22 protein-coding genes are annotated in these 23,537 nt (G+C 55.7%); 17 read left to right on the top strand and 5 right to left on the bottom strand.

Annotated features, from left to right (window positions below; genetic code table 11):
* Nucleotides 1-74: 74 nt before the first annotated feature.
* Both QN359_RS02455 and QN359_RS02450 read right to left on the bottom strand, forming a co-directional pair.
* Nucleotides 75-1,472, bottom strand: a complete 1,398-nt coding sequence (locus QN359_RS02455; RefSeq protein WP_322249135.1) for a methyl-accepting chemotaxis protein — start codon at nt 1,470-1,472, stop codon at nt 75-77.
* A 701-nt stretch (nt 1,473-2,173) separates the two neighbouring features.
* Nucleotides 2,174-4,126 (bottom strand): sigma-54-dependent Fis family transcriptional regulator, encoded by a 1,953-nt coding sequence (locus QN359_RS02450; RefSeq protein ID WP_322249134.1) that lies wholly within the window; start codon nt 4,124-4,126, stop codon nt 2,174-2,176.
* Nucleotides 4,127-4,427: 301 nt separating this feature from the next.
* Here QN359_RS02450 and QN359_RS02445 point away from each other — a divergent pair, with 301 nt between their 5' ends.
* Both QN359_RS02445 and QN359_RS02440 read left to right on the top strand, forming a co-directional pair.
* Nucleotides 4,428-5,375 carry an MBL fold metallo-hydrolase gene (locus QN359_RS02445; RefSeq protein WP_322249133.1) on the top strand — a complete coding sequence of 316 codons (948 nt, stop codon included), beginning with the start codon at nt 4,428-4,430 and terminating at the stop codon, nt 5,373-5,375.
* 677 nt (nt 5,376-6,052) lie between these two features.
* Complete coding sequence (locus QN359_RS02440; protein ID WP_322249132.1) at nt 6,053-7,069, top strand: aldo/keto reductase; 1,017 nt, start codon at nt 6,053-6,055, stop codon at nt 7,067-7,069.
* Here QN359_RS02440 and QN359_RS02435 read toward each other — a convergent pair.
* Nucleotides 7,066-7,965 carry a LysR substrate-binding domain-containing protein gene (locus QN359_RS02435; RefSeq protein ID WP_322249131.1) on the bottom strand — a complete coding sequence of 300 codons (900 nt, stop codon included), beginning with the start codon at nt 7,963-7,965 and terminating at the stop codon, nt 7,066-7,068. The genes QN359_RS02440 and QN359_RS02435 overlap by 4 nt on opposite strands.
* Before the next feature lie 111 nt (nt 7,966-8,076).
* Between QN359_RS02435 and QN359_RS02430 the strand changes: the two genes are divergently transcribed.
* The 7 genes from QN359_RS02430 to QN359_RS02400 are packed head-to-tail and all read left to right on the top strand — an operon-like array spanning nt 8,077 to nt 14,172.
* Nucleotides 8,077-9,207, top strand: a complete 1,131-nt coding sequence (locus QN359_RS02430) for a 4-oxalomesaconate tautomerase (RefSeq protein ID WP_322249130.1) — start codon at nt 8,077-8,079, stop codon at nt 9,205-9,207.
* Nucleotides 9,208-9,250: 43 nt separating this feature from the next.
* Nucleotides 9,251-10,279, top strand: a complete 1,029-nt coding sequence (locus QN359_RS02425; RefSeq protein ID WP_322251148.1) for an amidohydrolase family protein — start codon at nt 9,251-9,253, stop codon at nt 10,277-10,279.
* Between the two features lie 38 nt (nt 10,280-10,317).
* Nucleotides 10,318-11,013: a 4-carboxy-4-hydroxy-2-oxoadipate aldolase/oxaloacetate decarboxylase gene (gene ligK / locus QN359_RS02420; RefSeq protein ID WP_322249129.1), complete on the top strand. Its 696-nt coding sequence runs from the start codon at nt 10,318-10,320 to the stop codon at nt 11,011-11,013.
* Nucleotides 11,014-11,036: 23 nt separating this feature from the next.
* The gene (locus QN359_RS02415) at nt 11,037-11,954 is read left to right on the top strand and encodes an amidohydrolase family protein (RefSeq protein WP_322249128.1); all 918 of its coding nucleotides are present in this window, start codon (nt 11,037-11,039) and stop codon (nt 11,952-11,954) included.
* Nucleotides 11,955-11,957: 3 nt separating this feature from the next.
* On the top strand, nt 11,958-12,350 hold the full coding sequence (gene ligA, locus QN359_RS02410) for a protocatechuate 4,5-dioxygenase subunit alpha (protein WP_322249127.1): 393 nt from the start codon (nt 11,958-11,960) through the stop codon (nt 12,348-12,350).
* Complete coding sequence (locus tag QN359_RS02405; RefSeq protein WP_322249126.1) at nt 12,347-13,210, top strand: class III extradiol dioxygenase subunit beta; 864 nt, start codon at nt 12,347-12,349, stop codon at nt 13,208-13,210. Before ligA ends, QN359_RS02405 begins: the two co-directional genes overlap by 4 nt.
* 2 nt (nt 13,211-13,212) lie before the next feature.
* Nucleotides 13,213-14,172 (top strand): Gfo/Idh/MocA family oxidoreductase, encoded by a 960-nt coding sequence (locus QN359_RS02400; RefSeq protein WP_322249124.1) that lies wholly within the window; start codon nt 13,213-13,215, stop codon nt 14,170-14,172.
* Between the two features lie 75 nt (nt 14,173-14,247).
* Here QN359_RS02400 and QN359_RS02395 read toward each other — a convergent pair whose 3' ends face one another.
* Nucleotides 14,248-15,030, bottom strand: a complete 783-nt coding sequence (locus QN359_RS02395) for an IclR family transcriptional regulator domain-containing protein (RefSeq protein ID WP_322249123.1) — start codon at nt 15,028-15,030, stop codon at nt 14,248-14,250.
* Nucleotides 15,031-15,164: 134 nt separating this feature from the next.
* Here QN359_RS02395 and QN359_RS02390 point away from each other — a divergent pair, with 134 nt between their 5' ends.
* The 6 genes from QN359_RS02390 (at nt 15,165) to QN359_RS02365 (ending at nt 21,106) form a co-directional block, all read left to right on the top strand.
* On the top strand, nt 15,165-16,046 hold the full coding sequence (locus QN359_RS02390) for a 4-hydroxyphenylpyruvate dioxygenase (protein WP_322249122.1): 882 nt from the start codon (nt 15,165-15,167) through the stop codon (nt 16,044-16,046).
* Nucleotides 16,043-16,888: a shikimate dehydrogenase gene (locus QN359_RS02385; RefSeq protein WP_322249121.1), complete on the top strand. Its 846-nt coding sequence runs from the start codon at nt 16,043-16,045 to the stop codon at nt 16,886-16,888. Before QN359_RS02390 ends, QN359_RS02385 begins: the two co-directional genes overlap by 4 nt.
* The gene (locus tag QN359_RS02380) at nt 16,885-17,772 is read left to right on the top strand and encodes a sugar phosphate isomerase/epimerase family protein (RefSeq protein WP_322249120.1); all 888 of its coding nucleotides are present in this window, start codon (nt 16,885-16,887) and stop codon (nt 17,770-17,772) included. The genes QN359_RS02385 and QN359_RS02380 overlap by 4 nt, the downstream gene beginning before the upstream one ends.
* A gap of 20 nt (nt 17,773-17,792) precedes the next feature.
* Nucleotides 17,793-18,260 carry a type II 3-dehydroquinate dehydratase gene (locus tag QN359_RS02375; RefSeq protein ID WP_322249119.1) on the top strand — a complete coding sequence of 156 codons (468 nt, stop codon included), beginning with the start codon at nt 17,793-17,795 and terminating at the stop codon, nt 18,258-18,260.
* 328 nt (nt 18,261-18,588) lie between these two features.
* Entirely contained in the window at nt 18,589-19,710 is a 1,122-nt protein-coding gene (locus tag QN359_RS02370; RefSeq protein ID WP_322249118.1) for a porin, read from the top strand.
* 88 nt (nt 19,711-19,798) lie between these two features.
* A complete protein-coding gene (locus QN359_RS02365; RefSeq protein WP_322249117.1) occupies nt 19,799-21,106 on the top strand; it encodes an MFS transporter in 1,308 nt (435 codons plus the stop codon).
* Between the two features lie 99 nt (nt 21,107-21,205).
* On the opposite strand, the gene QN359_RS02360 is transcribed toward QN359_RS02365, so the two are convergent.
* The gene (locus tag QN359_RS02360) at nt 21,206-21,331 is read right to left on the bottom strand and encodes a hypothetical protein (protein ID WP_322251153.1); all 126 of its coding nucleotides are present in this window, start codon (nt 21,329-21,331) and stop codon (nt 21,206-21,208) included.
* On the opposite strand from QN359_RS02360, the gene QN359_RS02355 reads away from it, so the two are divergent.
* Both QN359_RS02355 and QN359_RS02350 read left to right on the top strand, forming a co-directional pair.
* Nucleotides 21,330-21,761: an amidohydrolase family protein gene (locus QN359_RS02355; protein ID WP_322249116.1), complete on the top strand. Its 432-nt coding sequence runs from the start codon at nt 21,330-21,332 to the stop codon at nt 21,759-21,761. The genes QN359_RS02360 and QN359_RS02355 overlap by 2 nt on opposite strands.
* 189 nt (nt 21,762-21,950) lie before the next feature.
* Nucleotides 21,951-23,468, top strand: a complete 1,518-nt coding sequence (locus QN359_RS02350) for a DEAD/DEAH box helicase (protein WP_322249115.1) — start codon at nt 21,951-21,953, stop codon at nt 23,466-23,468.
* Nucleotides 23,469-23,537: the final 69 nt, after the last annotated feature.

The raw sequence follows: 23,537 nt of genomic DNA, 5'->3' as shown, positions 1-23,537 counted from the left end.
GCGCCGCGCAGCTGTGGCAGAAACAGGCACTATCTTAAACTCTTTGGATAATTGTCTGGACTTAGGGGGCCACTTTAGCTGAGCTTATTGACCCCCAATAAATTTTTGATGGCATTGACCTTTTCACCGCTGCTCTTGCCCAACACTTGCGCTACCTCGACGCCTTTTTCTATCTGTGAAATGGCGGCGGCGACTTCTTCGGTGCCGGCTGACTGCACTTGCGCACCTTTTAAAATTTGCTCGATCGCGGCCATGATCTGAGCGCCGGAACGGCTGATTTCTTGCACGGCTGACGACAGTTGTTCGGCCGCAGAGGCGACTTCTTCGGCGCTCTTGGCGACATCGGTGGAGTTTTTCAATTCTTCCGATAGTTCGGCCAAACTCTGTGACGATTGCTCGCATTCTCCGAGTGCCTGGCTTTGCTGGGTAATCGTTTTGGCCGATTCTTCCGCCGCTGCTGATTGCTCTTCGGCCGCAGCTGCGATATCTTCCGAGCCGCGCAAAGCCTGTTTGGCGGCATTGGTTGATTGTTGTGCACCAACAGCAATTTCACGCACGCCGCGCACAATTTCTATCGCATCGATGCGAATTTGTTCGAGCTGGCTGGTAATGGTTTTACCGTTTTCTACTTCCTTAAGCACGACTTCGACCGACACCCCCATGCCTTCGGCGATGACTTGCACTTCTTTTTGTATTTGTCCGACTAAATCTTGGATTTGCTTGGCGCTTTTTTCCGAAGTTTCCGCCAGCGTGCGCACTTCGTCGGCCACCACGGCGAAGCCCTTACCGTGTTGACCGGCACGGGCCGCTTCGATGGCGGCATTGAGCGCCAATAAATTCGTTTGATCAGCGATGCGGGCGACGGCTTTGACGATTTCACCGATATTGGCCGCTTGTTTTTCCAGCTCAACCACCATGGTTACCGAAGCACCCTGACGTTCTGCTGCCACATTGACATTGGCCACCAGCGTCGCCACTTCGCTATTGATTTGTCCGACCAGTGAAACGGTGGCTTCGGCCTTGGTTTGGCTGATATCGGCATTTTGCAACTGGCGGGCGATCGCGCCTTCGACCTGCTTTAAGGCCGCCAGTGATTCTTGCGCTGCACCCGAGGCTTCTTCGGCACCGGTAGCGATTTGATCTGCGGCGCGTTTCAATTCTTCGGCTGCCGTCGAGGCTTCGTTTATCCCCGAAGAAAGCTGTGCCGTCGCAGCGGCGATCCGTTCGGCCGCTTGCTGCTGCTTCGCCAGCGTGCGCGCACGTTTGCGTTGAACCTCCGCATCACGTGTGGAGCTAGCCGACGCTTTACCGCCTTCGACTGATGTAGCGGAAACCGCTGAGGAAAACTTCTTGACCAGCGCCATGATGCGCTCCTTTAAGTAGGGTAGATAAATCGTCTGTGCTGCCGTAATGAGGAAATCAGCATCGATGTCCTTGAACGCAGTATTGTCGAATACTAAAAAAACACCCATCAGGGGAGGCTGATAATCGGGTGGGCATTGCCCTACGCTAAGGGTAGGGCAAAGCAGTTTGCCAAACGCAGAAAAAATCGGTGTGGCGCTATGATGGCGGGCTGAAAATGCGCATTTTATGAGCAAAAAAAGCCTGCCTGACGGAGTTTGCCTATTTGCAATAAGTCACAATTAGTCTCTGTTTCATCAAAAATCTGACTAGGGTTTGAAACCCCGGCCTTCAGAGGCTGTCGCAAAAGCCTGATAGACGTTTTTTACACCTGAAACACCGCATACCTCGTCATTCCCGCATGCTTTTAGCGGGAACCCAGCGTCGTTTTTTACACTGAAAATGCCACAATTTCTGGCATTTTCAGTTAACCACGAACGCCGCTGGGTTCCTGCCAAAAGCGCGCAGGAATGACGCGGCCACCAGTTAGGGTAATGATACCGACTCAATACCCTTTTGCGACAGCCTCTTCAGACCGGAGAGCGACGAAGGAGCGACCCGATTGGAGGGGATGCAAACCCCTTCCAGAGGCTTTTCCATCGTCGCTTGCGACGATCCATTAAGTTGTTGCGCTAAAACGCGCAGCGACGGCAGCGCGAGTGCGCCGCATTACGGGCAAAAGTAGGCGTGGATATTGAGCGGGCAACAAGTGTAAGAGAAGGGAGTACTTATCTGAGAACTGATACAGCAAGCTGATGTTGTTTTGGCGCGCTTAAATGCTGGACGCTGGCTTTAATGCGGACAATTTACGGTAAATCGTGTTGCGCGACACCCCTAATGCGCGGGCGGTGGCAGAGACATTGCCGCGATGGGTAGTCAGTGACTGTTGTATTAATGCCACTCCTAGCTGTTCCAGATTCTGACTCTCGCTGGCCATCAAGGGTGGTCGTGTTGCGCTGATCGCGCTGGCAGGCACTTCCATGTCTTCGAAAAAATCATCAGGCAAGTGCTGTTTTTGTATAATCTGTCCCTCGCTCGCCATGACGATAGCGGTACGCAATAAGTTGGTCAGTTGCCGGAAATTGCCGGGCCAACTGTGGCGTTTGAATAAGTCCATGATTTCCGGTGCCACCGTATACCGTTGCGTAGTCGCTTCCGACATCAGAATTTTTTCGACCACGATTTGAATGTCGCTGCGCTCACGCAGCGGCGGCAAACGCACCACCAAGCCATTGAGACGGTAATACAAATCTTCACGAAACAAGCCTTTGGCGATTTGCTCGCGCAAGTTGCGATTGGTGGCGCAGATTAATTCTACATTGACGGTGATGGACTTGTTACTGCCCAAGGGGGTGACCATGCGCTCTTGTAATACGCGCAGTAAACGCGCTTGCAAACTCAATGGCATATCGCCGATTTCATCGAGAAACAAGCTGCCGCCATTGGCTTGCAAAATCTTGCCGGTCGCACCTTTTTTTCGTGCGCCGGTAAATGCGCCGTCTTCATAACCGAACAATTCCGATTCGATCAAGGTTTCCGGTATCGAGGCGCAATTGACGGCGACAAAGGGGCCGTGTGCGCGCGGCGAATCATTATGGATTGCTTGCGCCAATAACTCCTTGCCGGTACCGGTTTCGCCCATGATCAGTATCGGTATATCTTTACCCAGTACCTTGCTGACTTTTTCTATCAAGGCCGATACCTTGGTGTCGCCGGTGTCAAGATAACGCAAGCCCGACATTTTGCGCGTCGGTGTGGCGGTTTGGCGTGGTGTCGCAGCGGCTGGCGGCGGCGCTCGCTCAGCGCCATCGATGGCGCGCGCCAAGCCGGCCGCTTGGTGGAAGGCCGTATTGAGCGAATGCAGTTGGGCCCGGCCATACACGTGTACGCCGCTGGGCATACACAGATTCAATAAAGCCGGCGCAGCGGTGCGATAGTGGTCGTACAAGGCCGAAATCGAGATGCCGAACAAGGAACTGAAGGTATTGAGTTGCAATGCTTGCAAAGGCAAGCCGAGCTGAAACAAGCCGCTGCGATTGGCGGATAAAAAACGACCGTCGGCAGAAAATGAGGCGATGCCCTCCATGAGCGTGCCGATGAATTCCGGCCGTGTGTTGAAGTGCAGGGTCAGGCCATTACTGAAAGAGGCTAAAAACAAATGATTTTCTATCATTTGCGCCGACATTCTGACCAAGGCCATCGTGTGTTTATGGTAACTGCATTGGTCGCCCGTCACATCGAGTACGCCGATGACATTACCACGATGATCGAGGATAGGCGCGGCGGAACAGGTCAGAAAATGATTGGCGCGTAAAAAATGTTGCTGTGCATGAATTTGCACCGAGCTTTGTTCGGCAATCGCGGTGCCAATCGCATTGGTGCCCTTACTGGCTTCCGACCAAGCGACGCCGGGCTTGAGCGCGACGCGGTTGGCCTTTTCCAAAAAATCATCGTCGCCGAGTGAATGCAAGATGCAGCCATTGACATCGGTCAAAATGACCATGTTATGGGTATTGATGATTTGTTCGAACAGGGTTTCCATCACTGGCAGCGCATGCGTATGCAAGGCGCGATTTTGATCGAGCAATACAGAAAAATCGGAGGCTGCAACGCTGCTGTAGTCGGGATTTTCCTGATCGGAAAGACCGAATGCCAAAGAACGTTGATGGGATTTTTCTATCATGATAGAACCATCGGAAGCAGAAAGCGCGCCAAGTGCGGACATGATATTTCCAAGCTGTTGGGTAGGGCTTGATATAACTGGTAACAGTACGAATTGACGAAAGGGAATTTCGAAAGCAAGGTGCACTGCGTCTCGTTGTGTTTAGTTTGTTTTCTTGTTGTTTTCCAATGTAGCACTTGTACCTAAATTGCGCAACGCCAATAAACAATGCGACAAAAAACGGCAGCAGACCGCATTTTCTCTTCTTGCCGCAGCCGCAGCGTGCGTGCACACTGCGTTTGAACATCATTCGATGTTTGTTTTAATTAAATCAAATCAAGCGCCTCGGCGGAATAAGGCTGTGATGAAAAACATAGGCAAACAACTTTTACTCTGTAGCATCACGCTGCTCTGGCTAGGCACGGCTACGGCCGCACCGGCACCGGCTGCCAGCGCGCCGCTGGAATTGGTGGTGCTCGGTTCCGGCGGCCCCGGTGCCACCGGACGCGCCGCCTCGAGTTACCTGGTCTTGGTTGATGGGGTAGCGCGCATACTCGTCGATGCCGGCCCGGGTGCCTTTGTGCGTCTCGGTGAAAGCGGCCTATCCTTGGGCCAGACCGACATCGTGCTGCTGACGCACTTGCACGCCGATCATGTCGGTGATTTACCCGGTTTGCTCAAGGCGCGCGCGGTATCCGGCGAGGGTGCGCGGCGCTTACGCGTGTTCGGCCCGGACGGCCATACCGCCGATGCACAGCATGCCTACTTTCCTTCAACCTCGGCTTTGCTGCGTTTATTGTTCGGGCCAGCCGGGGCCTATGCGTATTTACAGGATTTTGCGGCCCCCTTGCAGCTTGAAGCACACGACGTGCCGGCCGCACTGGGCCCGCGCAGCGTGCTACGACAGGTGTACAAACAAGATGGCTTGTTGATCACGGCCATCGCCGGCCATCACCGCGATGCGCCGGCGCTGTTGTATCGCATCGATTACGCCGGCAAAAGCATCAGCTTCAGCGGCGATATCGATGCCCAAGGCTGGCCCGATTTACGCCGCATCGCAAAAGGCACGGACTTGCTAGTCTTTAACACCGTGGTACGCGACCCACCCGGCTCACCAGCGGTGCTGTACACCTTGCACACGCCACCGCGCGCGATCGGTCAGTTAGTCCATGAAGTCGGCGCTGGCCGCGTGTTGCTCAGCCATTTGTCACCGGCGGTTGAGCATGCGCGCGATGAAGTGCAGGCGGCGATTGCTGAGACTTACCAAGGGCCGCTGGACTGGGCTGAGGATGGGATGCATGTGCTGCCTTGATTGCGATTTGTTACTTTCTCGCGAGGCAAGGTTTTCTCACGCTTTTATTTTCCAGTGACACGCCTTAGTTGAACCTATTCGGGCAATCAAGCCTTGCTCTTGCAGCACTTTTAAATTGTATTTAATGCCGTCTTCGCTCATGTCGCTCAGTGCCTGACTCAATTCTTTACGAGAGGCTGACGGGTGCAGTCGTAAATATGCCAGAAGCGCTTGCTGCTTTTGATTTAGTTTTGAGTTTGGCTACCGGGTAGTTTCTTGGGTAGTTTCTTTCGGATCACTACCCCAATTCAATTCCATCACGGTCTGGTCAAAAATAAAAGGCGCGTACGCGCCACTGGATTGCCGCCTGCGCGGCAATGACGAATTGGGCGAATGGGTGGGCGCGCAATCGACCTAACTTGTGGGTAATGATCAGGCTTTTGCGACAGCCTCTTTTTACGAGCAATTCTGACGCGTGACGGCGGCACAGACCAATAGTCTGTCGGACTGCGGAGTAATCGGCTGCAAAATCTCCTTAGCTAACGGTGAGTATTCACCTATACCCGATTGCTATAACTGCTGGTGCCCAGTAACACTAGCCAAAACACGCGCAGACCCTCATCATGCGCAAGCTGTCGGCTATCTCTGCGCGAAATTCCTTGCGCTGGCGGTGACAGCATTCAGACACAGGGGCACACATGGAACAACGTCGCATCGCGCAACACCAGGTTACGGCCCTCGGTTTCGGTTGCATGAATCTCAGTCACGCTTACGGTGTGGCACCCTCGGCTGCCGCGGCTGAGCGGGTCTTGTTGCGGGCCTTGGATCTCGGGGTGACGCTGTTTGATACGGCGGCCTTGTACGGCTATGGTGCCAATGAAGAATTAGTCGGCCGCGTGCTGGCGGGGCAGCGCAGTCGCTTTACTTTGGCCAGTAAATGCGGAATTTTTCAAGAAAACGGTCAGCGTCGTATCGATGGGCGGCCGCAGACTTTGCGTCGTACTTGCGAAGACAGTCTGCGCCGTTTGCGTACCGATGTCATCGACTTGTACTACTTGCATCGCTGGGATAAGAGTGTGCCTATCGAAGACAGCGTCGGTGCGCTGGCCGATTTGGTGCAGGCCGGGAAAATCGTCAGCATCGGTTTGTCGGAAGTGTCGGCCGTCACTTTACGACGGGCTCAGGCGGTGCATCCGATTGCGGCGCTGCAGACCGAGTATTCTTTATGGACGCGTAACCCGGAAATCGCCGTGCTTGAGGCTTGTCGTGAACTCGATGTGGCCTTGGTCGCTTTCAGTCCGCTCGGGCGTGGTTTTCTGACGGCGCAGTTGCCTGATGTGCAGGCGTTTGAACCGAATGATATTCGTCGCAGCATGCCACGCTTCAGCACCGCACAGGTCGCCGCGAATTTGCCTTGGCATACAGAATTGCTGGCGCTGGCCGCACAAGTTGGCTGCAGCGCGGCGCAATTATCGCTGGCATGGTTACTGACGCGCGGCGCACATGTGATTCCGATTCCCGGTACCACCAGCCTGGCCCATTTGGAAGAAAACTTGGCGGCAGCCAGTTTGGTCTTGGCACCGCAAGTGCTGAGTCAACTCGATGCACTGATCAATGAGCGCACCGTGGTGGCGGCGCGTTACAACCCAGCCACTCAAGCAGAAATCGATACCGAAGAATTTCCTGTTACAGTGGTACCGTCGAGGCCGACTTAAAGCGGCGTATACATGGTGGCCGCGACGTCCTTGATTAAGGCCATCATGGCATTTTGCGTCAGCGTGGTAATGCGTCCGGCTGCGGTGGCCATGGTTAAGCGTGTCACCAAGCCAGGCTCGATGATGGGGCGCATGCGGTAAGCTTCCGGCTGCGTACTGGTGGTGACGGCGTATTCGGTCAGAATCGCATGGCCGGCACCGTCGGCGACTAAATCGAGAATCGCCGCCACGCTGTCGATTTCCAAATGGATCAGCGGCTTGCAACCTATCGTTGCCATGTGCGCTTCGATCAACATGCGAATCGCATTCGGGCGGTTCGGTATCACCAGCGGCAGGGCGGCGATGTCTTTGAGTGTGATCGGTGCGGCCGCGTCGTTAGCATGGCCCGGACTGACAAAATACAGGCGTTCCTCAGCCAGCGGCGTCAGTGCCAGTTCGCTGGTTTGGGTCGGGTTATACAAGAGCGCGATATCGAGTCGGCCGGTCAACAGCCATTCCTGCATCGAGGTTGACAAGCCTTCGCTGATCGACAGGGTCGCATTGGGCAGGTGCTGGCGGAATGCGCGCGTCAGTGGCACGGTGAGAATTTTTGAGGCGCTCGGCGGCAGACCGACGCTGACCCGACCGGCCAATGCACCGCGTATGCGCCCGAGATCTTCCTTGGCACGCGCGACCTGATGCAAAATCCCACGGCCATGTTCGAGTAATAATTGTCCGGCTTCGGTGGTAGTGACACCCCGTCCATTGCGGGTTAATAAATTCTGCCGCAGCTCGACTTCGAGCTGCCGTATCTGTCGGCTCAGCGCCGGTTGGGCTATTGCGAGCACGGCCGCCGCGCGCGTGAAACTGCCGAGTTCCGCCACGTGGACGAAATAATCGAGTTGTTTGAGATCCATGGCATTCCCGACGTGAAATGAATAAGGTATGCACTATTATGCCAGTTTGTTATATCTGCTAGTGCTCTCTGCCTCTTTTTCTATTGTGTGCGGACTTGCATAATGCCAGTCATGCAAACCCCTATTCCCTCCCTGTTCATGCGCGGCGGTACTTCCCGCGGTCCTTTTTTCCTGGCTTCGGACTTACCGTCCGATATCGCGACGCGCGATCGTGTGCTGTTGGCCATCATGGGTTCACCCGATGCCCGTCAAATCGACGGCATGGGCGGGGCGCATCCGCTGACCAGTAAGGTGGGGATTGTCAGTCTCAGCAGCACGTCTGGTGTCACGCTCGATTTTTTGTTCGCGCAACTGCAGCCGAATGGCAGTACGGTCGATACCACGCCTAACTGCGGCAATATGCTGGCAGCCGTGCTGCCGTTCGCACTCGAACGCGGCTTGATCGCGGCGCAGGGCGATACCACCACGGCGCGCGTGTTGACGTTAAATACAGGCATGCAGTGCGATATCACGGTTCAGACGCCTTTTTTTGGCAGCCAGCGTCAGGTCAGTTATGCCGGCGACACCCGTATCGATGGCGTGCCCGGCAGTTCTGCGCCGGTCAGTATTAATTTTCTTGATACCGCCGGCTCGGTCTGCGCCTCGTTGCTGCCGACTGGTCGGGTACGCGACCGCGTCGAAGTCGATGGTGTCGGCTTTGCGCCATTTTCCATCGATGTGACTTGTATCGATAACGGCATGCCGCTGGTGTTATTCCGCGCGGCCGACCTCGGTTACAGCGGCTATGAGAGTGTGGCCGAGCTCAATGCCGATGCCGCTCTCAAACAGCGCTTGGAAGCCTTGCGTCTGCAATGCGGGCACTTGATGGGTTTGGGTGATGTCAGTGCGCGCAATTACCCGAAGATGACCTTGATCGCGCCAGCGCGTGAGGGGGGCAGTATTTGCACGCGCAGTTTCATCCCACACGTTTGTCATGATGCCATCGGCGTACTGGCTGCGGTTACCGTTGGCACCGCTTGCGTGTTGGCCGGTTCGGTGTGTGACGGGGTGGCGCAGTTGTCGGCCGATGCCGCTGGACGGGTATCGGTTGAGCATCCGAGTGGCGAGTTTTGTGTCGAACTCGGGCTCGATCCGGCGGATCCGCAGAAAGTGCTGCGCGCGGCTTTGCTGCGTACTGCGCGGCTGATCATGCGCGGCGAAGTGATGGTGCCAGCCGCGCTGTGGCAGCCCACGAATACTTGATTAACAAAATAAACACGAGACCTATGTCATGCAAAAAAAATCATTGATCATCGATTGTCACGGTCACTACACGACCGCCCCGAAATCTCTGGAACAATGGCGGATGCGTCAGATCGCCGGGATTGCCGACCCGGCATCGATGCCCAAAGTAAGCGAGCTGAGTATCAGCGACGACGAGCTGCGCGAATCGATAGAAAACAATCAGTTACGCCTGATGCGTGAGCGTGGTTCTGATCTGACAATTTTCTCGCCACGCGCCAGTTTTATGGCGCACCATATCGGCGATTTTCAAGTGTCATCGACTTGGGCCGCGATCTGCAATGAATTGTGTTACCGGGTAGCGCAATTGTTTCCCGATCATTTCGTGCCGGCGGCGATGCTGCCGCAATCGCCCGGTGTCGATCCGGCCAGCTGCATTCCAGAGCTGGAAAAGTGCGTGCGCGAATATGGTAACGTCGGTATTAATTTGAACCCTGACCCTAGCGGCGGTCATTGGACCTCGCCGCCACTGAGCGATAAGTCCTGGTACCCGATTTACGAAAAAATGGTCGAGTTTGATATCCCGGCCATGATCCATGTGTCGACCAGTTGCAATAGCTGCTTCCACACCACCGGCGCGCATTATCTCAATGCCGACACCACCGCTTTCATGCAGTGTTTGACCTCGGATTTGTTCAGCGATTTCCCGACCCTGAAATTTTTGATCCCGCATGGCGGCGGTGCCGTGCCATATCACTGGGGTCGTTTCCGTGGTTTGGCGCAGGAATTGAAGAAACCTTTGTTGCAAGATCATTTGCTCAATAATATATTCTTCGATACCTGTGTCTATCATCAGCCGGGCATCGATTTACTCAATACCGTTATCCCGGTCAAGAATGTCTTGTTCGCTTCAGAAATGATTGGTGCCGTGCGCGGTATTGATCCTGAGAGCGGCCACTATTTCGATGATACCAAACGCTATATTGAAGCCTCGACGCTACTGAGCGCCGAGGACCGGCACCAGATTTACGAAGCCAATGCGCGCCGCGTGTTCCCCCGTCTCGATGCGGCACTGACGGCCGCCGGCCGCTGAAACAGCGAGATTGTTCGAACAATTCAAGGAAAACTATCATGAGCAACAGAATCAATCAACTTGGCGTAGTCCGTCGCCGTATCGAACGCGCCGACCCGGCGGCAGTGGCCCAACTGGCACAATTCGGTGTGGCCACCATCCATGAAGCAATGGGGCGGGTCGGTTTGATGAAGCCGTATATGCGGCCAATTTACAGCAGTGCGCGTATCTGCGGCACGGCCGTAACCGTGTTGCTGCAACCGGGTGATAATTGGATGATGCATGTCGCCGCGGAACAGATACAGCCGGGTGACGTGGTGGTGGCCGCCTGCACCACCGACAATGAAGATGGCTTCTTCGGTGATTTGTTGGCGACTTCGTTTCAAGCACGCGGTGCACGCGGCTTGATCATCGATGGCGGCGTGCGTGATGTGCGTGATCTCACTGAGATGGGTTTTCCAGTGTTTTCTCGCGCTATCAATGCCAAGGGCACCATCAAGGCTACGCTCGGTTCGGTCAATATTCCGGTTGTGTGTGCCGGTGCCCAGGTCAATCCTGGTGATGTCGTGATTGCTGACATCGATGGGGTGGTGGTGGTGCCGGCGGCGTTCGCCCAGCAGGTCGCCGATGCGGCGGCGGCGCGCGAAGCTAACGAGGGCGATAAACGGGCGATTTTCGCTTCCGGTGTGCTCGGCCTCGACTATTATAAAATGCGCGCTGGACTGGAACAAGCCGGTTTGACTTATCTTGATTGACAGAGCGGATACACACAACGGCTATGACTGAACAAACTGATTTCATCAAAACACCGGGTTGGCTCGATTTCCATCCGGCACCGACGCGGCCGGCATTTGTGTTACCGGCCGGCGCGGTCGACGCGCACTGCCATGTATTCGGCCCGGCGGCGCAGTTTCCGTATGCGCCGGAACGGAAATACACCCCGTGCGACGCCTCCAAAGAACAATTGTTCGCCTTGCGCGATCATTTGGGTTTCGCAAAAAATGTGATCGTGCAAGCTACTTGCCACGGCACCGATAACCGCGCCTTGCTCGATGCCTTGCAGGCAGCAGAAGGGCGCGCGCGCGGCGTGGCGACGGTACATCGCGACATCAGCGATGCCGAATTGTTGGCCATGCATGCGGCCGGGGTACGTGGCACGCGCTTCAATTTTGTCAAACGCTTGGCCGATTTTACCCCGCGCGAAGTGCTGGTCGATATCGCCCGCCGCATCGCGCCACTCGGTTGGCATGTGGTAGTGTATTTCGAAGCGCAGGATTTGCCCGAGTTGTACGATTTTTTCACCAGCTTGCCGACCACCGTGGTGGTTGACCATATGGGCCGGCCCGATGTGTCTTTGCCGGTCGATGGCCCCGAGTTCGCCTTGTTCGAAACCATGATGCGCGAGCATCCGCATATCTGGAGCAAAGTCAGTTGTCCGGAGCGGCTCAGTATCAGCGGCCCGCCGGCGCTCAATGGCGAACGCCAGGCGTATCGCGACGTGGTGCCGTTTGCGCGTCGCTTGATCGAGCAATTTCCGGATCGGGTATTGTGGGGCACCGACTGGCCACATCCGAATCTGAAGGGGCATATGCCCGACGATGGTTTGCTGGTAGACTTTATTCCGCAGATCGCCAGTAGCCTTGAACTGCAGCAGAAATTGCTGGTCGATAATCCCCAACGTTTGTATTGGAGTTAGATCATGGCCTTGGAAAAACCCTATCAAGATATTCCCGGTACGACGATCTTCGATGCCGAACAATCGCGTCTTGGTTATCACCTCAATCAATTCTGCATGTCGCTGATGAAGGCCGCTAACCGTCTGCGTTTCAAAGCCGACGAGCGCGCTTACCTTGATGAATGGCCGATGACGGAAGAGCAGAAGCAGGGTGTGCTGACGCGGGACTTGAATCGTTGTTTGGCGGCCGGCGGAAATATTTATTTCCTCGCCAAAATCGGTGCCACCGATGGCTTGTCGTTTCAATACATGGCCGCCAGCATGACCGGCATGAGCCAGTCAGACTATGCAGCTATGATGCTGGCCGGCGGTCGCCATATCGATGGCAATCGTTATATCGGAGAAGAAAAGAAATGAGTGATCAGCAAGCCCGTATTACTGCCAGTGTGTACACCTCGCATGTGCCGGCCATCGGTGCCGCTCTCGATCTTGGCAAGAGTGCTGAGCCGTATTGGAAACCGGTATTTGATGGTTATGCACCATCGCAGGAATGGCTCAAAGAGAACACGCCGGATGTGATTTTTTTGGTCTATAACGATCACGCCACGGCCTTCAGCCTGGAAATGATACCGACCTTCGCGATCGGTTGCGCGGCGCAATTTCAGCCGGCCGATGAAGGTTGGGGGCCACGTCCGGTGCCGGTAGTGAACGGGCATCCGGAATTGGCAGCGCATATTGCGCAATCGGTGATACAGCAAAATTTTGACCTGACCATCGTCAATAAAATGGATGTCGATCATGGTTTGACAGTGCCGCTGTCGCTGCTGTTCGGTCAGCCCGAACAATGGCCATGTGCCGTGATTCCCTTCGCCGTCAATGTGGTGCAATATCCGGCACCGTCGGGACGGCGCTGTTTCGAGCTCGGCAAAGCACTGCGCCGTGCCATCACTTCCTATGACAAGCCGCTCAAGGTACAGGTGTGGGGTACCGGTGGCATGAGTCATCAATTGCAGGGCGCACGCGCCGGCTTGATCAACCGTGAATTTGACAATGCTTTTCTCGATCGCCTCATCGCCGAGCCCGATGGTTTGGCCGATCTCGCGCATATTGACTACCTGCGTGAAGCCGGTTCGGAAGGCATAGAATTGGTGATGTGGTTGATTGCGCGTGGCGCGATGGATGATGTCGCCGGTGCCGCCGCAGCAAAACTGGTGCAGCGCTTTTACCATGTGCCGGCCTCGAATACGGCGGTCGGTCATTTGATTTTGGAGAATTAAGCATGAGCAAGACCATCAAAGTCGCACTGGCCGGTGCCGGTGCCTTCGGCATCAAGCATCTCGATGGCATTCGCTTGATCGAGGGTGTGGAAGTGGTGTCCTTGGTCAGTCGCGACCTGGAAAAAACCGCGCAGATCGCGGCGCGTTACGGGATCGCCCATGTGACGACGGACTTGGCCGAGAGTTTGGCCTTGCCGGAAGTGGATGCGGTGATTCTGTGTACGCCGACCCAGTTACACGCCGAGCAAGCCATCGCTTGTCTGAAGGCGGGCAAACATGTGCAAGTCGAAATTCCCTTGGCCGATAGTTTGGCCGGTGCCGAAGCGGTGGCTGCAGCGGCGCGCAGCAGCGGGTTGGTGGCGATGTGTGGTCATACTCGGCGCTTTAATCCCAGTCATCAATATGTTCACGAACAGATGCGCAGCGGGGCCTTCCGCTTGCAGCAAATGGATGTGCAAACCTATTTTTTCCGGCGCAGCAATATGAATGCGCTCGGCGAGGCACGCAGCTGGACTGACCATTTGCTCTGGCATCATGCGGCCCATACGGTCGATCTGTTCGCTTATCAGAGTGGCGGTGAAATCATTGCGGCCAATGCCATGCAAGGGCCGATCCACCCGCAGCTCGGGATTGCCATGGATATGTCGATCCAGCTCAAAAGCAGCACCGGCGCGATTTGTACCCTGTCTTTGAGTTTTAATAATGATGGACCGCTCGGTACTTACTTCCGTTATATCGGCGACAGCGCGACCTACTTGGCACGTTACGATGATCTGTACAACGGCAAGGAAGAAAAAATCGATGTCAGTCAGGTTGACGTATCGATGAATGGCATCGAGCTGCAGGATCGCGAATTTTTTGCCGCTATCCGCGAAGGCCGCGAACCGAATTCCAGTGTCGCCTTGGTACTGCCATGTTATCGCGTGCTGCAGCAATTGGCCGAGCAACTGCAAACCCAATAGAGGTTTTTCAAACAGCGAGCCTTGCCGTGCATAGCTACGGCAGGGCTCGCTGCTGTCCGCTCTTTTTGCTATCCCTCACACCCACTGCATCATGGTGTTAGCGGCCGCCTGCAGCGCCGGCAAGCAGCGCGCACTGGCTTCGGCTTTCGAGCTGCTGGCGATCATCATGGAAATACTCAAGGCACCGACCAACATGCCGCGGCGGTTCTTGAGCGGCACCGAGATGCCGCGCAAGCCGATTTCAAACTGATTTTCAGTCACCGCGAAACCTTGTTCGCGGATCGTCGCCAATTCTTCCGCCAACACGGTTTTGTCAGTGACGGTCAAGTGGGTATAGGCGACCAGTTCGACGCGTGCTAAATACGTCTGTAATTCCAGCTCACTCAATGCCGCCAGTAACACTCGGCCGGCGGTCGAGGTATACGCCGGTAAGCGGGTGCCCGGTTCAAAGCCGGTGGTCAGCAAACGCGGCGCATTGACCCGGCTGACATACACCACATCATCGCCCTCCAATAAGGAGTAATTACTCGACTCTTGCAACTGCAAAGTCAGGCGCTGCAAGAACGGCACGATGGCGCGCGGCAGGCGTGCCGAATTGATGTACGAACGCCCGAGATTGAGTACTTTGGGGGTGAGCCAAAAGCTTTTGCCATCGGTGGCGGCCAAGCCGATATGCACCAGCGTGAGCAGATAGCGGCGCGCGGCGCTGCGGCTGATGGTGATTTTTTCCGCCAGTTCGCTCGCACTCAGGCGGGCCGCATCATCGTTGAAGGCGGTGATGACATCGATGCCGGTGATCAGGCCATCAATCAAATCACGTTTGGCGACTTCGACGGCTTCGAGTTGGGCGCGTGACATGTTGAAATTTCCTTGGCTTTGTGCGCTGATCGCGCGAACTGAGCGATTGTCGCAGCAAACGCGTTTTTTGGCACTGTTTTTTCGCACCGCTCTTTTTTACACTGACTGCATCTTCCTATCAAGGTGCGCCAACAATGAATCTGCAACAACATCATCCCGAGCCGGACAATCCGCTCGGTATCTCCGGCATCGAGTTCATCGAATATGCGACCGCGCGTCCGTTGGTGTTCGGTGCTTTGCTGGAGCAAATGGGTTTCGTCGCTATCGCCCGGCACCGTTCGCGCGAAGTGACGCTGTATCGCCAGGGCAGCATGAATATCATCGTCAACGCCGACCCGGCAGCATTGCCACCGGCTGACAATGCGCCGCAATCGACCGTGATCAGCGCCATCGCGCTGCGCGTGCGCGATGCCGATGCCGCCTACCGCCATACCATCGCTATGGGTGCCTGGGGCATACAGACGCGTGCCGGTGTGATGGAATTGAATATCCCCGGCGTGCATGGTGTCGGTGATTCGATTTTGTACTTCGTCGACCGCGTGCGCGATTTCTCGATTTACGATGTCGATTTCAAAGCGCTGCCACAAGTTGACCCGGCACCGCCGGCACTGGCTGGCATGCATTTCTTCGGTGTGGTGCAAACCATAGGGCGCGAGCGGACGCCGGAATGGATCGATTTTTATCAGCAATTGATGGATTTTCGGCCGCTGCCGGAAGGGCGCTTCTTTGGTGTTTTACCCAAGGGCATGCTGTTGGAAAGTCCTTGCCATAGCTTTTACTTGCAATTGATTGAGCCGCCGGAAGGCGCTGCCGGTTTGCAGTGGGATGAGCAATTAGTACGCATCGGCATCGGCGCACCGGACGTGCCTGCTGCGGTGCGTAGCTTACAACAACGCGGCATTGTGTTTGTTGATCGCGCCGCTGCCGGTGCGAGCGAAAAAGGCGCATTGACCCAACTTTATACAGGCGGCATTTGTTTCGAACTGGTCGTCAGCCATCCGGAGCACACAGCATGAGCGCAATTTCAGGAACGACCCGTATTTTTTTCGTCATCGGTTGGCCGGTCGAGCAGGTTAAGGCACCGGCTTTGTTCAATGCCTATTTTGAGCAGCATGGTTTGGATGCGCGCGTGATCCCGCTCAAGGTCGCGCCGGACGCGTATACCGCGACGGTGCGGCAGTTGATGACAATCGAGAATGTCGGCGGCATCTTCGTGTCGATTCCACATAAGCCGATGACGGTCAGCAGTGTGGATATCGTCACTGAGCGCGCGCAAATGGCCGGTGCTTGCAATGCGATTTACCGCGATCTGCAAGGCCGTATCGTCGGCGATTTGATCGATGGCGAAGGTTTTGTGCGTGGTTTGGATCGTACTTGTGCCGCCCAGCCCTTCGATTGGGCGCAGGCACGTGCGCTGGTGGTCGGCAGCGGTGGAGTCGGGTGCGCGATTGCCGCTTCTTTGGCGGCGCGCGGGATTGCTGAGATCGGTGTATATGACACCCGCACGGAACAGGCCGAGGCCTTGCAACAGCGTTTGCAGCTCGCTTTCCCGGCTACGGCTGTCAGTGTGGTGGCACCACAGGCGCGCGGCTATGATTTGATCGTCAACTCGACGCCACTGGGCATGCATGTCGATGATCCTTTGCCGCTCGATCTCACTGGCTTGTCGGCCGAGTGTATCGTCGCCGATTGCGGCATGAAAATCGAAATGACGAAATTGCTGACAGCCGCCGCAGCACGTGGTTGCCGTATCCAGAAAGGGCGCGAGATGTTGATCGAACAAGCACCCTTGTACTTGGAATTGTTCGGCTGGCCCGATGTGGATGCGGCGGCTTTTCGGGCGCTGGGGACTTTATGAATCTGAGTAATTTCGGTATGGACAGCATCACGCTGGCCGGTCCGCTCGAATCGAAACTGGCGGCCTCGAAAGCCGCCGGGTTTTCGCAAATCATGCTGTGGGCCAAAGACTTGGCCTCGTATCCGGGTGGCTTGGAGCAGGCGGTGCGGCTGGTGCGCGCCAGCGGTGTGCGCGTCACCGGCATTCAAGTCATGCGCGATTTTGAGGGCTTGAGCGGGCCGCTGCACGAATACAAGCTCGATATCGCCAAAAACATGCTGCAGATTTGCCGCGCAGTTGGCGCGCCTTTGTTGATGGTGTGTTCCAGTACTTCCAGTCATGCCAGCGGCGATATCCAGGTGATTGCCCGGCATTTGGCCAAACTGGCGACGCTGGCCGTGCCGCTGGGCGTGCGGGTCGGCTTTGAAGCGCTGTCTTGGGGGCGGCATATCAATCAGTATGAACAATCATGGCAAGCCGTTGAATTGGCCGATCATGCCAACCTCGGTGTAGTGATCGACAGCTTTCACATGCTCGCCAATCAAGCCAACTTCGATGCCATCGATGATATCCCAAGTGGAAAAATCGCCATGGTGCAGTTGTCGGATTATATGTGGCGTGATATCCGCAGTGCCGAAGAAAGACTCGAAACCGCGCGTCATCTGCGCGTGTTTCCGGGTGAGGGCACGCACTCGCAAGAATTGAGCGACTTGTTGCGCCGCTTAGATAAAAACGCTTATCGCGGCGATTACAGTTTTGAAGTCTTCAATGATGACTATCTGCAGTTGTCACCCGAAGTCGTGGCGGCACGCGCGCATGCCTCGGCGAAATGGGTCACCGATCAGGTATTGCGACGTAGTTTGAATATGCGTGCGCCGGTACCCGGTCATCCGATGATGGCTTGATTTAACTGAATGCGATTGCGATGATGAAAACCCTGTTGATACTCAATGGCCCCAACCTCAACTTGCTCGGTACGCGTGAGCCAGGCGTGTATGGTGCACAAACCTTGGCTGAAGTCGGCCAATCGTGCGCGGCCGCGTGCGCCGCACAAGGCTGGGCTTGTGATTTTCGCCAGTCGAATCATGAAGGCGTGCTGCTCGATTGGATACAGGAAGCCGGCGCAGAACAAGCTGCCGGTCGGGTGGTCGGGGTGATTTTCAATGCCGGGGCGTACACCCACAGCTCGATCGCTTTGGCCGATGCCGTCAAAGGCGCGGCGCTGCGTTTGATTGAATTACATATTTCGAATGTGCATGCGCGCGAAGCGTTTCGCCAGCATTCATATTTGTCGCCAGTGGCAGCGGGCGTTTTGTTTGGCTTCGGCACGGCCGGTTATGTGCTGGCCGTCGCCGCCATGGCGGAACTGTTGCGCTCGCAAGGACAGACATGACACGCGTGCCGCCGCCCGAACATCTGATCAGTCTCGTAATGCTGTTGGCTACGCAAGTGAAGGTGAGCGTAGCCCTGTACAGATTTTTGTTCAGCGTCAGCGCCTTCACGGTGGGGTAAATTATTTCTCACAGCAATGATCGCGCGTCCCAGACTTTGGTGTTGACCATGCTGAGTCTGGCTGTGTTACTCGCGGCCTTATCGTGGCTGGCGATTCCTTACGCTTACCGCAAACACACCGAGTAAGTTGGCAAGAAGCCCCCTCACTTCCAGCTTTACTTGGGGGGAAATAAAAAATTTGAAATCACTAAAATAATTTGGAGATCACTATGAACAAACAAGTCATTGCCTTGGCACTGATGGCCGGCGGTACATCCTTGGCTCAGGCTCAAAGCAACGTCACTATTTACGGCTCGCTCGATCAATATCTTGGCTATATCAGCAGCACCAGCGGCACGCACGTGTTCGGTATCAATGACGGCTCGGTACTGCGTAGCCGCCTTGGCTTTCGCGGCGTCGAAGAACTCGGTGACGGTTACCAGGCTAAATTCAATCTCGAACAAGGCTTGAATGCCGATACCGGTGCCTCGGCCGATAGCAATCATTTGTTTGATCGCCAAGCTTGGGTCGGCATCAATACGCCGCTCGGTGAATTCCGTTTGGGCCGCCAGAATACCGAAATTTTCTTCATCGGTGGAGCGATTGATTACACCGAGCGGACGACCTTCGGCTCGGTCGTCAATACTTTCGGCGTTCCTTCGCGCTACGATAATGATATGTCGTATAAAACGCCGCGCCTGGCCGGTTTCCAGGGCGCGCTGCATTATGCCCTCGGTGAGCAGGCTGGTGGTGGTGTGAGCCAGAGCGCGGTGATGCAGTTCTCGCTCGATTTCAGTCAAGGCCCGTATCGCATCGGTTATGCCGGTTTGAGTGCGAAACCGGCACCGAGCGGCAGCGTGCAAGAAAAAATTCAATATCACAATGTGTATGCCGATTATGATTATGGCCAAGGTAAAGTGTATTTCGCCTACGTGCACAGCAATAATAATACCGCCAGCGCCAATGGTTTGACGGCCGCGACGATACTGAGCAATGTCGCTAATCCGAATAATCTGTTCGCCGGTACCGATAAGAACGCGAATCGCTACTTCAATATTTATCAGCTGTCGGGCGACTATCGCATCAATCAGCAAGTCCGCGTCGGCGCTTTGTACGGGGTGATCAAAGATACGACTGGCGGGAATGCCGGTGCCAAAGGCGGCAATATCGGGGTGTTTTATGATCTCTCGAAACGCACCACTTTATATACCTTTGCCAGTGTGCTCAGTAATGCAGCCAATGCCGGTTTCCGTTTCAGCGGTTCGGCTGCACCGGCTGCCAACTTGGCTGGTGCCGATGTCAATGGTCAACGTTTGAGCGGTTTGCAAACCGGGTTTGTGCATAAGTTTTAAGGATCTGCCGCTTTAACCGGGCTTCCCGAAAAACTTTTGGTACACCGCCAGACGCGCTGTGCCACTTCACCTTGATAGAGAAAAACGTATGTCTACATTTACCAGTAAGCGCCAAGCGGCGTCCACTTCCTCCGCCTCGTCGCGCAAAGCCGCGCTCGCCAGCTGGATCGGCAGCGCGGTCGAATATTATGACTTTTTTATTTACGGCACGGCTGCCGCCTTGGTGTTCGGGAAAATATTTTTCCCTGCCTTTGATCCGGCTACTGCCACCATTGCTGCCTTTGCCACGTTCGGCGTCGCTTATGTCACTCGGCCTATCGGCGCGGTCGTGCTCGGTCACATCGGTGATAAATACGGTCGCAAAAAGGTACTGACGTTCACTTTGCTGTTGATGGGCGTGTCGACGTTTTTAGTCGGCCTGCTGCCAACGTATTCACAGATCGGCATTGCTGCACCTATCATGCTGGTGGTCTTGCGCATGTTGCAGGGTTTATCGGCCGCCGGCGAACAAGCCGGTGCCAATTCGATGACGCTGGAACACGCACCGGCGCATCGGCGTGCCTTCTTCACCAGCTTCACATTGAGCGGCACGCAAGCTGGTTTGATTTTAGCGACGTTGGTGTTTTTGCCGATTTCGGCACTGCCGGAAGATCAGTTGTTGTCTTGGGGCTGGCGTATTCCCTTCTTTTTAAGCGCCATCGTGGTTGCCGTCGGCATGTGGGTACGTCGGACTTTGCCAGAAACGCCAGCCTTTGAAGGACATCACGACAAGTCGGAGAAAATGCCGGTGACCATGCTGTTTACCAGTAACAAGGCCAATGTCGTGCGCGTGATTTTTGCCGCGCTGGTGTCGGTGGTCAGTACCATTTTCAGCGTCTTCACGCTCTCGTATGCCGTCAACACCATGCATATTCCGCGCGCTACCATGCTCACGGTGTTGGTGTTGGCGAATGTGGTCGCGCTGGCGGCGATTCCGGCCTTTGCCATTTTGTCTGATCGTATCGGCCGCAAGCCGGTGTTCATTTTCGGTGCACTCGGTTCGGCGGCCTTGATCTGGCCTTACATGTGGGCGATCAGTCAGGTTAACATCGGCTTGATTTTTACCTTCGGTCTGTTGTTGTCAGGTGTGGTCTACAGCGCCGCCAATGGTGTTTGGCCATCCTTGTACGGTGAAATGTTCGGCACCCGGGTACGTTTGTCGGGTATGGCGATCGGCACCCAGATCGGCTTTGCCCTTGGCGGCTTTGCACCGACCATCAGCGCCTCGATCTTGCAACCAGGCCCGAACGGTTGGATGCCAGTGGCAGTATTTGTGACCGTGACGGCGCTGATTTCTGCCGCTTCGGTTGCGACTTGTCGCGAGACGTATCGGACGGCGATGGATCAGCTCGGGTAATTCTTTTTTCGCTGTTACACCAGCGCGCGCTGCTCGCAGTTCCGCTCAGCGTATCTCAATCTGGTAACGAAAATCCGCCGCCGCGCCACGCGAGCGGCGTCATTCCAGCGGCTGGCGATCATAGCCGAACGCCAGCCTGTCAATCACCACTGCCGGTGCGGCCACGGGCATGTTCAGCGCTGCGGCATGGGTGCGGCTGCTGGCAATGCTTAAGGTGCGAGGCATGCAAGTCGAAGTCCATCAACTGGCTCAGGCCTTGCAGCCAGTATTGGAACCTTTGCTGGCCGCCGGCCTCAATGTTGTGGTAGACCATTTCGGCCGACCCGATCCGCTGCTGGGGATTACCGATCCCGGCTTTCGCTATTTGCTCGCGCTGGGGGCCAGCCAAAACGTATGGGTGAAATTGTCGGCCGCCTATCGCAACGGTGCAGAGGGACGCGGCGAGCAAATCGCCTTGGCTGCTATGCCCTTATTGCTGGCGCAATTCGGTCCGCAACGATTATTGTGGGGCAGCGACTGGCCGCACACCTTGTACGAGGCCAGCGCACATTACGGCCAACAAACGCTGATGTTGGAACAATACTTGCCGAATCAAGCAGCGCGCCGCATCGTGCTGCGTGACAGTCCGGCGGCCTTGTTCGGGTTCTCCGCTTGAAAATCGCGCGCTGTCGCCGTGTGCGACGCGCGCTTACGCTATAGATTCCCGTAAGCCCTTGATTTGTAATATACTCTTGTCTTTCCTCATCTATACCCACTTAACATTGACTTCCTCAGAAACTTGGTGTTCTCGGCAGACTGACCGTGCCGGTACCGTGTTTGATTCACGGAAGGCCCACCATTGACCATGACTGATATCAAGTCCCCCTCTATTTCCCCTGACGAGCAAACCGAACATCCTGTGAAGTTTGAAGATTTCGGCCTCTCGCCCGATATATTGCGCGCTTTGTCCGAGCAGGGCTATGTGCATCCTACGCCTATCCAAGCCGAAGCGATTCCGGTGGTTTTGCAAGGTCGTGATGTGATGGGTGCAGCCCAGACCGGTACCGGTAAAACGGCCGGTTTCGCTCTGCCTATCATTCAGCGTTTGCTCGCCCATGCCAGCACCAGTGCCTCACCGGCGCGCCATCCGGTGCGCGCCTTGATACTGACGCCGACCCGTGAGCTGGCCGATCAAGTTGCCGCTAATGTCAAATCGTATGCGCGCTTCACGCCGCTGCGTTCGACCGTGGTGTTCGGTGGCGTCGATATGACCGCGCAAACGGTGGCACTGCGCGGCGGGGTGGAAATCGTCATCGCTACGCCGGGCCGCTTGCTCGATCATGTGCAGCAAAAAACCATTAACTTGTCGCAGACACAGATTTTAGTGATGGATGAGGCTGATCGCATGCTCGACATGGGTTTCTTGCCTGATTTGCAACGCATCATCAATCTCTTGCCTAAGCAAAGACAGAACCTGATGTTTTCGGCGACTTTTTCACCCGAAATCAAACGGCTGGCGGCCAGCTTCCTCAATGATCCGCAAACCATCGAAGTCGCGCGCAGCAATGCCACGGCCGACAATGTCACGCAGATTTTGTACAAGGTGTCGGAAGAAGAGAAGCGCGATGCGGTTTCCTTCATCATCCGCGAGCGCGGTCTTAAGCAAGTCATCGTGTTTTCCAATACCAAGATCGGCGCCTCGCGTTTGGCGTTGCACTTGGTTAAGCAAGGTGTCAAAGCCACGGCGATTCATGGTGACAGATCGCAATCGGAACGCATGCAGGCGCTGGAAGATTTCAAGCGCGGTGGCGTTGAAGTGCTGGTGGCTACCGATGTGGCTGCGCGCGGTCTGGATATTTCGGAAATGCCGTGTGTGATCAATTACGATCTGCCCTACAACGCCGAAGATTATGTTCATCGTATCGGTCGTACTGGTCGTGCCGGTGCCAAGGGTGATGCGATTTCTTTGCTTACCGATAAAGATGAACGTTTGCTGGCCGATATCGAAAAATTGATTAAGCAGAAAATCGTTTGTCTGAACTTGGCCGGGTTTGTTGCTACCTCGAGCATCAGCAGCGAACGCAGCCGTCCGGTTCGTAGCGAGCGCAGCGAGCCGGCTGAACGTGGCGAGCGCAGTGCCCGTCCTGAGCGCAGCGAACGGCCGGAACGCTCTGAGCGTACTGACCGTCCGGAGCGCAGCAGTGGCCGCGGCTTTTTGCCAGCGCGTGAAAAAGTTGATCCGTGGTTTTTGAAACCCTATGAACCGAGTGCCAGTACTCTGCCGTCGCTGTCGACGGCAGTCGAACTGGCGATGAATGGTGCGGCCCCCACCAAGCCGCGTGCTGCTTTGCTGGGCGGACGGCCGAAAGTCAGTGCGGAATAACTCTTGGTGTCAGCGTATTTAAGGAAGCGCAGATTTAATCCAAGCGGTTTGTCCGTCGCCACTGAGGCG

The organism is Undibacterium sp. 5I2 (genome assembly GCF_035019605.1).
GTDB lineage: Bacteria > Pseudomonadota > Gammaproteobacteria > Burkholderiales > Burkholderiaceae_D > Undibacterium.
The sequence above is the reverse complement of the archived record's forward strand: the minus strand, read 5'-3'. Positions and strand labels throughout refer to the sequence as shown.